This window comes from Nostoc sp. (assembly GCF_035638895.1).
Taxonomy (GTDB): domain Bacteria; phylum Cyanobacteriota; class Cyanobacteriia; order Cyanobacteriales; family Nostocaceae; genus Nostoc.
Genome location: NZ_DASQZC010000636.1, coordinates 1 through 8135, shown reverse-complemented (window position 1 = coordinate 8135; position 8135 = coordinate 1). Strand labels below are relative to the sequence as shown.

Here is an 8135-nt window from a genome sequence, read left to right as displayed (position 1 = left end):
CTCCGCCAAGAACTGACAGAAGTTGTAGAAGATGAACCTTTGAACTTGGGACATCTTAAGCAACTTAATCAAATGACTTATTTTTTGAAAGAAATAGAACGACTTTACAATCCCGCAGGTGTAGTACTGTTTCGGGGAGTTATAAAAGAAATTGAATACGCAGGATACCGCATTCCTCCTGGTTGGGTGGTGATTGTTGCTCAAGGATTAACGCATCGCATGAGCGAGATTTATACTAACCCAGAAAGTTTTGAGCCAGAACGCTTTGCCCCTCCCCGCGAAGAAGATAAAAAAGACTCCTTTGCTTTAATTGGTTTTGGTGGTGGCGAACATATATGCATTGGAATGGAGTTTGCCAAAATGGAAATAAAGATTTTTTTGGCAACGTTGCTGCAACGATATGATTGGAAGGTGACACCAGAATATCAATTTAACAACTATCATCAACTACCTTTTAAAGTAGAAGGAAAATTACAGGCGCAAATCAGCAACCCCGATCTAATAAACTAAACTCAACATCAGCCTGTATCCGTTGCTAACCTACTCAATCAGTTTTTTATTTGTTAAGCACAAATTGCTCTAGATCGTGAAACTGCTCTTTGAAGAAACGATACTCTTTCAGTACACCCTGACTCTGAAAACCTAACTTTTCTAGCAACTTTTTAGAAGCTATATTGTCCAGCATGACTTGGGCAACTACGAAACGCAAACCCATTTGCTCAAACCCAAATTGCAAGATGGTAAGCTGTTATGTATACAACTTGCACAATCAGGGCGGGCAAGATGCCCACCCCACAAGCATATTGAAAAAATATTAGTGCAAATTAAAGGCGCAACAGCTTACGCACTGCCTCTGTCATAATGCCTTGTCTCCAAAAAGTATTGGCAAGCTCATAACCGATCTAGCAGACTGTTCTTGTGGGTTTACTTGGAACCCACAAAAACCAATCAAAACGTTGTCTTGCTTATGAAAAATTCCCCAGCGAATTCCATCTCCTAGCTCAAAACGTTTGGCCCTACGTCCAATGAGTGCGTAGGCGTAGCCCGTCGTAGACATCGCTTCTTCAATAGAAGTAAAAGTATCAAGATCGTGAAACTGAGTCACGCCTGGATCGGAGAATACAGCAAAGATAGCCTCAGCATCCTGTAACGTTGTCTCACGAAGAAGGAGCCTTTCTGTTTCTAATTCAGGAAAGGAAGATAGTGAGAAATCGTTGCTCATAGTTGCGACTGATGATCTGGGTTTAGAGCTAACTTAGCGATCGCCACACTGACAAGACAATTGGCTCAAGTTTGAATAGTCTTCGCTGACTGGTTAAATAACAAATCTCGTGACTTATCTGGATCAAGCGTTTGAGTTTTCAGTGCTTCTGCTTTCTCGTAGGCGCGAATTGTTGCTGGACGGGCTTTAATTGCCTCAAACCACCGTTTGACGTGAGGAAAATCTTCTAGATTCTGACTTTGGCGTTCATAGGGCACAATCCAGGGATAGGCAGCAATATCGGCGATAGAATAATCGCCAGCCACAAATTCTTTATCTGCTAGTTGCTTATTCAGCACTGCATATAAGCGTCCCGTCTCATTCACATAGCGGTTAATGGCATAGTCTATTTTTTCGGGAGCGTAAGTGCTAAAGTGATGATTTTGTCCCGCCATTGGCCCCAGTCCTGCCATTTGCCAGAACAGCCATTCTAAAACTTGAGTGCGATTACGTAAATCTTGGGGGATTAATTGCCCGGTTTTTTCTGCCAAATATAGCAAGATTGCACCAGACTCAAATACCGAAATCGGCGCACCTCCATCTGCTGGTTCGTGGTCAATGATCGCGGGGATGCGATTGTTAGGAGAAATCTTTAAAAATTCGGGTTTAAATTGATCCCCAGCCCCAATATTCACAGGAATTATGGTATATTGCAAACCGACTTCTTCTAAGAAAATCGTAATTTTATGACCGTTTGGGGTTGTCCAATAATAAAGATCAATCATGGTTATTTTTCCTAAAATTGTGCGATTGTTTTTTAAGTGAATGGTGCGGACACCTCTTTCGCATTTCTCACAAAATCTGAAAAAAATGGGGGTAAGAACTGCAAAAATGTATATAACGTAAGCATTTTAGCATTTTATATCCAAAACTATTGCCCTAGAGGTAAGATGGAAAATCGCTGTCAGGAATGGAGCTAAAGCCCCATACTGGACTATTGTGCTGGGCTATTACTGATTTTGCATTACAAAAAAGGACGAGATGCTTAAAAAAAAATTAACTTTTTAGTTTCTGAATTTGATATTTTCAGGTTTTGCCTGGAAATCGTTGTTTGAAGTTAAAATGTCAACCCAAAACCTAGAATTTCTAAGATTTAGAGAGTAACTTATGAGTGAGAAAACAGTGAAAGTGATTGAAGTCAACTTATTGCCAAAAGGAGATTATGTTTCGTCAGGATTTTCCACTATCCAGCCAGATTCCTATTTTCCCAATATAATTTTAGGAAATAAATTTGATTCTTTTTGGCTTTATTTGCGGCGGGATATTACTCATAACTGGTACGTAGATAAACGAAAGCAGAATGTAGGATTTGTCAGCAGAGATGAAGCTCATATTTTATACAATACAGCCTTAAAATTTAAGGGAAAAAAAGCTTTAGAAATAGGTTGTTGGATGGGTTGGTCAGCTTGTCATTTAGCTCTAGGAGGAGTTGAGCTAGATGTAATCGATCCGATGCTATCTGAACAATTATTTAATGAAAGCGTCACAGAGTCACTAAAGGCGGCAGGCGTTAAGGAATCTGTAAATCTAATACCAGGATGTAGCCCTGAGAAAGTAGAAGAAATAGCAAATAAATTTCAACGTAAATGGTCATTGATATTTATAGATGGTAATCACGAAGCACCAGCTCCGCTCAATGATACAATTATTTGCGAACAACTTGCAGAAGCAGATGCTTTAATTTTATTTCATGATTTGGCTTCTCCCGACGTAGGCCAAGGTTTGGACTATTTAAAAGAGAAAGGATGGAACACAATGGTGTATCAAACTATGCAAATTATGGGAGTTGCATGGCGGGGAAATGTTGAGCCTGTAATACATCAGCCAGATCCTAAAATTAACTGGCCTCTACCTCCACATTTACAAGGTTATTCTGTAAGTGGTTCAGTTCAAACTGCGGCGGAAGATAAATTTGCAGAAATTCTCAAAGCAGTTCGACCATATACGTTATTGAGTGAAAGAAAGTTATTCTCGCTTTATAGTCAGGCAAAACAACTATATTGTTATCTTTTTTGGTTGCCAAAAATGTTACTACAAGCGAGCGCTAGAAACAAACCTATCAAGCACGACTAGCTTTAACAATTGCAATATTCGTCTCTCTACTGCAAATAAGCTATCACTAGTGGCTGGCTACATGGCTAATTTTATTGCTTACTACACTTCAAAAATGACTCATGCATTTTTGAAGTGTAGTAAGCAAAAAGCTCTGCCTTTAGTTGTTTCAAAGAGGCAGAGCTTAAGTAAGTGCATTTCTCGGCTAGAGTTGAGAAATGAGGTAGATAAGTTGTTTAAGTTTTGTTAGTCTAATTTCCGTCTATTTGGTCTTTTCCCACAATTCCAGTTGTTTCTAAAGCTAGCTCACCTGCTGTGTAGAGTCCAAGTGCTGTCATGCCTCCGACCTGAGTCACTGCGTTGCCTGAATTATTCAAAGTTTTGATTGTGGCACGCTCAACTGTTTTTGTAACTTTCTTCCACCAACTTTTACCTCCTGTTATTTGTTCGCAGCATTCATCTGATAAGTCTTCAAACAATTCTTCTTGGTTTTCATCTATCAGGTTTTTGTTTATAGACATGATGAATTATTCTCCCGAATAAAAAAATACGAAAATTTACTTTTATGTTTTGAGCAAGAAAATAATATTATTTATTGCTCTAACTATTAATTAGACTAATCAAAAAGAATGTAGATGCACAGACTTGACAATCCAGATTTGGGAAGATAGCAAGCCTTATGACAACTTTTTTACTCTTTTTTCAGTATTTATTATGAGCATTCTTCTTGTCTAAGCTGAGTAAGTAAATATATGGAATTTAATCCGTTATATAGCCTTTATTACTATAATTATCAAGCTTTTTAATATGCAAGATTTTTGATGTATTTATATATAAATAATATTTATAAAAGAATTATAAATTATTTATAGTCTTGCAGGATTTGTTTAAAGTTATCAATAAACTTTTTAAGTTGTTTTTACCTATTTCCCCTGAAATTGATTTTCTGAGCAGGTATCAATTGTGTGAAACGCTGAACTGGCGTAGCTGCTATGGCTTGCAAACAAGACATTCTCGTTTTCGCACGTCTGTGGGTGGCGCGATCGCGTGGGGTGAAAAATCCCTCTGCGAACAATCGCCCTAATTCGTCTTAGCTTAATATTTTGCCTTTTCCGTCACCGGAAACCTTTATCTTTAATGGCAGCGACTATTATACTTTTTCATAGCGGTGATTTGGCGATCGCAGCCCAAACTCTATGGTGAACCTGAAGAATTGGTGTAGGATATTTTGCTTCGAGTAATGTCGCCAATTCCTGATCAAATACTTCTACCTTTTCTGCCGTCATGCTGGCTCCCACGCCTGCACTAGCACGAATTCGTCCCCGCCAAGCTTCGTGTGTATAAGACACAAAGACATCATAAGAAAATGTGCGGATTTCTCGGAATCCTCCTTCACCAATGTCTTGTAACCACAAAGGATACATTCCATTACCGCCGTCTAAATTCCACGCTGGATTATGAGCCTTGATCAGTTGTTCTGTCGCTTCAACCACATTACCTTTTAAGGGTATCCAATCAAAATGAGCGATCGCGATCGAGCCATTTTTTCTCAATATTCGAGTAATTTCTTGGACAGCACGGGGACGATCAAACCAATGCCAACATTGTCCGGCTGTCACCACATCCGCACTTGCGTCTGGTAACTCGGTATTCTCGGCAGTTGCGACTCGATAATCTACTTTGAGTTGGATAGATTCGCTTAACAATCTCGCTTGTTCTAAAAGTGATGCTGATGGATCTATACCAATCACATAAGCACCTCTATCGGCAAAGCCCCGCGCTAATGTTCCTGTTCCTGTACCAAGATCAACAATATTCTGCCCTGGTAAACCTATACCATATTCAGACAGTTTGTTAAATAATGAACTGGGAAAGCCAGCGCGGTGTTTTGCATAATCAGTAGCAGTTGCACCAAAATCAATATTCATACCTACAAAACTATTCTTGTAACAATTGTTTTGCCTAAAAGTTCTCTACCCACGGACGTAGTTCTATTTCATAAGTCCAAGCACTACGGGGTTGACGTAAAACACTGAGATAAGTTTGAGCTATCGCATCCGGGTCAAGAGTACTATCAGGATTATCTGCTGGATCTTGGCGGACTGCTGAACGGATTGCACCATCAATTACGAAATGCGCTACATGAATATTCTTTGGTGCTAATTCTCTGGCAATACTCTGAGCCAAACCGCGCAGTGCAAATTTACCCATTGCAAAGGGAGCAGACTGAGCATAACCCTTGACACTGGCTGAAGCTCCAGTAAACAAGATAGCACCGCCACCAAGCTGCAAAAACCTTTTAGTAGCAGCTTGGGCAACGAGAAAGCCACCATAAGCAGTTACATCTAGGGTTTTTGCCACCTCACCAGGGTCTAGCTCAACAAGAGGCCCCCTCACCCGGTAACTGGGATTGTAAACAACAACATTCGGGGAACCAATTTTTTTATCAATATCAATAAATAACTGTTCTACTTCATCTGGGTTTGAGGCATCAGCAGCAAAACTAACTGCGCCAATTTCACTGCTCAATTGAGTCAGTTTTTCAATTTGGCGAGCCGCTAAAGCTACGGTGAATCCCTCTTTGGTAAATAGGCGGGCTAAAGATGCGCTTAGTCCACTACCTGCACCGACAATTAAAGCTGTTGTTGGCATATTTTAAACCTGTAGTCCTTATTCTGCCTAGCTTAGAGCTTTTCTTAATGCCATTCGATTAAAACATTCATAGATTAAGAATTGAGCGTCAAAAGAGGCAAGGGGGCAGGGGAGGCAGGGAAGTGGAGTTTAAAGACTCATTCATGAGTAAGCTGTTATGTATACAACTTGCACAATCAGGGCGGGCAAGATGCCCACCCCACAAGCATTTTGAAAAAATATTAGTGCAAATTAAAGGCGCAACAGCTTATCAAAGGCTCATTCACGAGTATCAAAGACTCATTGACCATGCCCAATACCCCATTCCCAATTTAGAGAGAACTACCCTGCATAAGGATTACCGATTCTGTCTACAGAGACATTGGAGGAGAATGGCAAACGACCGGGATTTAAGCGTGGTTCGGCTGCATAGCCAACAGGAACTAAAACAGCGATCGCTAAATCTGGATTATCCCCAGCCCCAATCACTTCCTTTACTTGATCCTCAATCCAACCGTTCATAAAACAAGTGGATAATCCCAAACTTTCTGCTGCTAACACCAAATGAGTAGCGGCAATTATGGCATCTTTGATCGCATATTCGCGTCGTTTGTCGCCTAGTCCAGCTTGAAATTGTGGGATAGCGCTTTTAAAGTAGTTTACCGTGCCTTCATTCCATGCCCCAGTTTCAAGTCCCCGCTCTAGAATTGGGGTCAAGTTTTGTTCGCCTGCGTTAGGATCTGCGGCAAAGACGAAGGTTACAGGTGCTTGGACGATTTGCTGTTGATTCCACGATGCTGCTGATAGTGCTGCCTTTTGCGCCTCATCTTGCACGAGAATAATTTGCCAGCCCTGGATATTAAAGCTGCTGGGCGCTGCCACGGTCAACTTTACCAGTTGCTTGAGTAGTTCTGGGGCAATGGGGTCTGTTTTAAAAGTTTTGATGGAACGGCGTTGAGCGATCGCACTCGGTACATCTAAAGCTTGAGTTTGGGTGATGGAACTCATAAAATTCTCCTGATGCTAGGGTTATGACGCTGCTGTAACGATTTTTAGGATTGGACGAAATGCTTTAGTGGTGTAAAAAGTTGTTTGAAAGTAGATTAGCAGAATTATGCGTTAGCTATCGCCTCGTTAGCGGTTGACCAAAATGGATAATCTGTATATCCCTTTTGACCGCCACCATAAAAAGTTGCCTGATCTGCTTCATTTAGTGGTGCATTCAAAGCCAAGCGTCGGGGTAAATCGGGGTTTGATATAAATAATGTGCCAAAGGCAACTAAATCTGCTGCTTTGTTGGCTAGTACTGCATCGCCTTTTTCACGAGTATAACCACCATTGACGATGAGTGTACCTGTAAAGCGATCGCGTATATGACTAGTGGGTACAATTATCCCGCCATGTCTGATGTCTGCTTCTGTTGCTTCATAAATATGCAGATATGCCAAATTAAACTGGTTCAATGCTTGAGCTGCATAACCAAATGTCTCCAGGGGATTGGAGTCACCTATATCGTTAAAAGTCCCACTGGGAGATAAACGTACCCCTACTCGGTTAGAATCCCACACACTAGTTACTGCCTCTGTGACTTCTAACAAGAATCGGGCGCGATTTTCAATGGAACCCCCATATTTATCTGTACGTTGATTGGTGCGATCGCGCAGAAATTGATCTATTAAATAACCATTAGCTGAGTGAATTTCTACCCCATCAAACCCAGCCGCAAGGGCATTTGCTGCTCCCTGACGGTACTGTTCGACGATCTGCGGTATTTCCGAAGTTTCTAAAGCGCGGGGAGTAACAAAGGGTTTGGGCCCCTGATAAGTTGCGGCCTCACCTTTAGGAGCAATGGCAGAAGGTGCCACAGGTAAAGCTCCATTCGGTTGGAAGTCAGGGTGAGAAATCCTCCCTACGTGCCATAGTTGCAAAAAAATTCTCCCTCCCTGCTGATGTACGGTATCGGTTACTAACTTCCACCCCTCCACCTGTTCTGGTGAATGAATTCCTGGTGTAGCAGGATAGCCCTGTCCTTCAGGAGTTACCTGTGTTGCTTCAGCAATAATCAGTCCGGCGGAAGCACGTTGGACGTAGTAGGTAGCATTGAGTTGGTGTGGTACATTTCCCTGGCCTGCCCTGTTTCGGGTTAAAGGTGCCATTACTATCCGGTTAGGTAGTTCCAGATTCCCTAATT

The 8135-nt window shown here is 41.4% G+C and carries 10 protein-coding genes; 2 read left to right on the top strand and 8 right to left on the bottom strand.

Annotated elements, in window-relative coordinates:
• Window positions 1-510, top strand: a 510-nt coding sequence (locus tag VE944_RS30625) for a cytochrome P450 (protein ID WP_324986474.1), incomplete at its 5' end; no start/stop codon positions are given.
• A gap of 46 nt (window positions 511-556) precedes the next feature.
• Here the strand turns inward: VE944_RS30625 and VE944_RS30620 are convergent.
• The 3 genes from VE944_RS30620 to VE944_RS30610 all read right to left on the bottom strand — a co-directional run bounded on the left by VE944_RS30620 (window position 557) and on the right by VE944_RS30610 (window position 1986).
• Window positions 557-736 carry a GNAT family N-acetyltransferase gene (locus VE944_RS30620; RefSeq protein WP_324986472.1) on the bottom strand — a complete coding sequence of 60 codons (180 nt, stop codon included), beginning with the start codon at window positions 734-736 and terminating at the stop codon, window positions 557-559.
• 120 nt (window positions 737-856) lie between these two features.
• Complete coding sequence (locus VE944_RS30615) at window positions 857-1222, bottom strand: GNAT family N-acetyltransferase (RefSeq protein WP_324986469.1); 366 nt, start codon at window positions 1220-1222, stop codon at window positions 857-859.
• 65 nt (window positions 1223-1287) lie between these two features.
• Window positions 1288-1986: a glutathione binding-like protein gene (locus VE944_RS30610; protein ID WP_324986467.1), complete on the bottom strand. Its 699-nt coding sequence runs from the start codon at window positions 1984-1986 to the stop codon at window positions 1288-1290.
• Between the two features lie 397 nt (window positions 1987-2383).
• Here VE944_RS30610 and VE944_RS30605 point away from each other — a divergent pair, with 397 nt between their 5' ends.
• Window positions 2384-3334 (top strand): class I SAM-dependent methyltransferase, encoded by a 951-nt coding sequence (locus tag VE944_RS30605; protein ID WP_324986464.1) that lies wholly within the window; start codon window positions 2384-2386, stop codon window positions 3332-3334.
• A gap of 230 nt (window positions 3335-3564) precedes the next feature.
• On the opposite strand, the gene VE944_RS30600 is transcribed toward VE944_RS30605, so the two are convergent.
• The 5 genes from VE944_RS30600 to VE944_RS30580 form a co-directional block, all read right to left on the bottom strand.
• On the bottom strand, window positions 3565-3834 hold the full coding sequence (locus tag VE944_RS30600; protein WP_324986461.1) for a calponin homology domain-containing protein: 270 nt from the start codon (window positions 3832-3834) through the stop codon (window positions 3565-3567).
• A 639-nt stretch (window positions 3835-4473) separates the two neighbouring features.
• Complete coding sequence (locus VE944_RS30595; RefSeq protein WP_324986459.1) at window positions 4474-5241, bottom strand: class I SAM-dependent methyltransferase; 768 nt, start codon at window positions 5239-5241, stop codon at window positions 4474-4476.
• 34 nt (window positions 5242-5275) lie between these two features.
• On the bottom strand, window positions 5276-5965 hold the full coding sequence (locus VE944_RS30590) for an SDR family NAD(P)-dependent oxidoreductase (RefSeq protein ID WP_324986455.1): 690 nt from the start codon (window positions 5963-5965) through the stop codon (window positions 5276-5278).
• A 321-nt stretch (window positions 5966-6286) separates the two neighbouring features.
• Window positions 6287-6952: a nitroreductase family protein gene (locus VE944_RS30585; protein WP_324986452.1), complete on the bottom strand. Its 666-nt coding sequence runs from the start codon at window positions 6950-6952 to the stop codon at window positions 6287-6289.
• Window positions 6953-7056: 104 nt separating this feature from the next.
• Window positions 7057-8135 (bottom strand): alkene reductase (locus VE944_RS30580; RefSeq protein WP_324986450.1); only part of this gene is annotated, 1079 nt, incomplete at its 5' end.

Coding starts and splice junctions, on each gene's coding strand:
- VE944_RS30615 (WP_324986469.1), bottom strand. CDS start 1,222: ATGAGCAACGATTTCTCACTATCTTCCTTTCCTGAATTAGAAACAGAA.
- VE944_RS30610 (WP_324986467.1), bottom strand. CDS start 1,986: ATGATTGATCTTTATTATTGGACAACCCCAAACGGTCATAAAATTACG.
- VE944_RS30600 (WP_324986461.1), bottom strand. CDS start 3,834: ATGTCTATAAACAAAAACCTGATAGATGAAAACCAAGAAGAATTGTTT.
- VE944_RS30595 (WP_324986459.1), bottom strand. CDS start 5,241: ATGAATATTGATTTTGGTGCAACTGCTACTGATTATGCAAAACACCGC.
- VE944_RS30590 (WP_324986455.1), bottom strand. CDS start 5,965: ATGCCAACAACAGCTTTAATTGTCGGTGCAGGTAGTGGACTAAGCGCA.
- VE944_RS30585 (WP_324986452.1), bottom strand. CDS start 6,952: ATGAGTTCCATCACCCAAACTCAAGCTTTAGATGTACCGAGTGCGATC.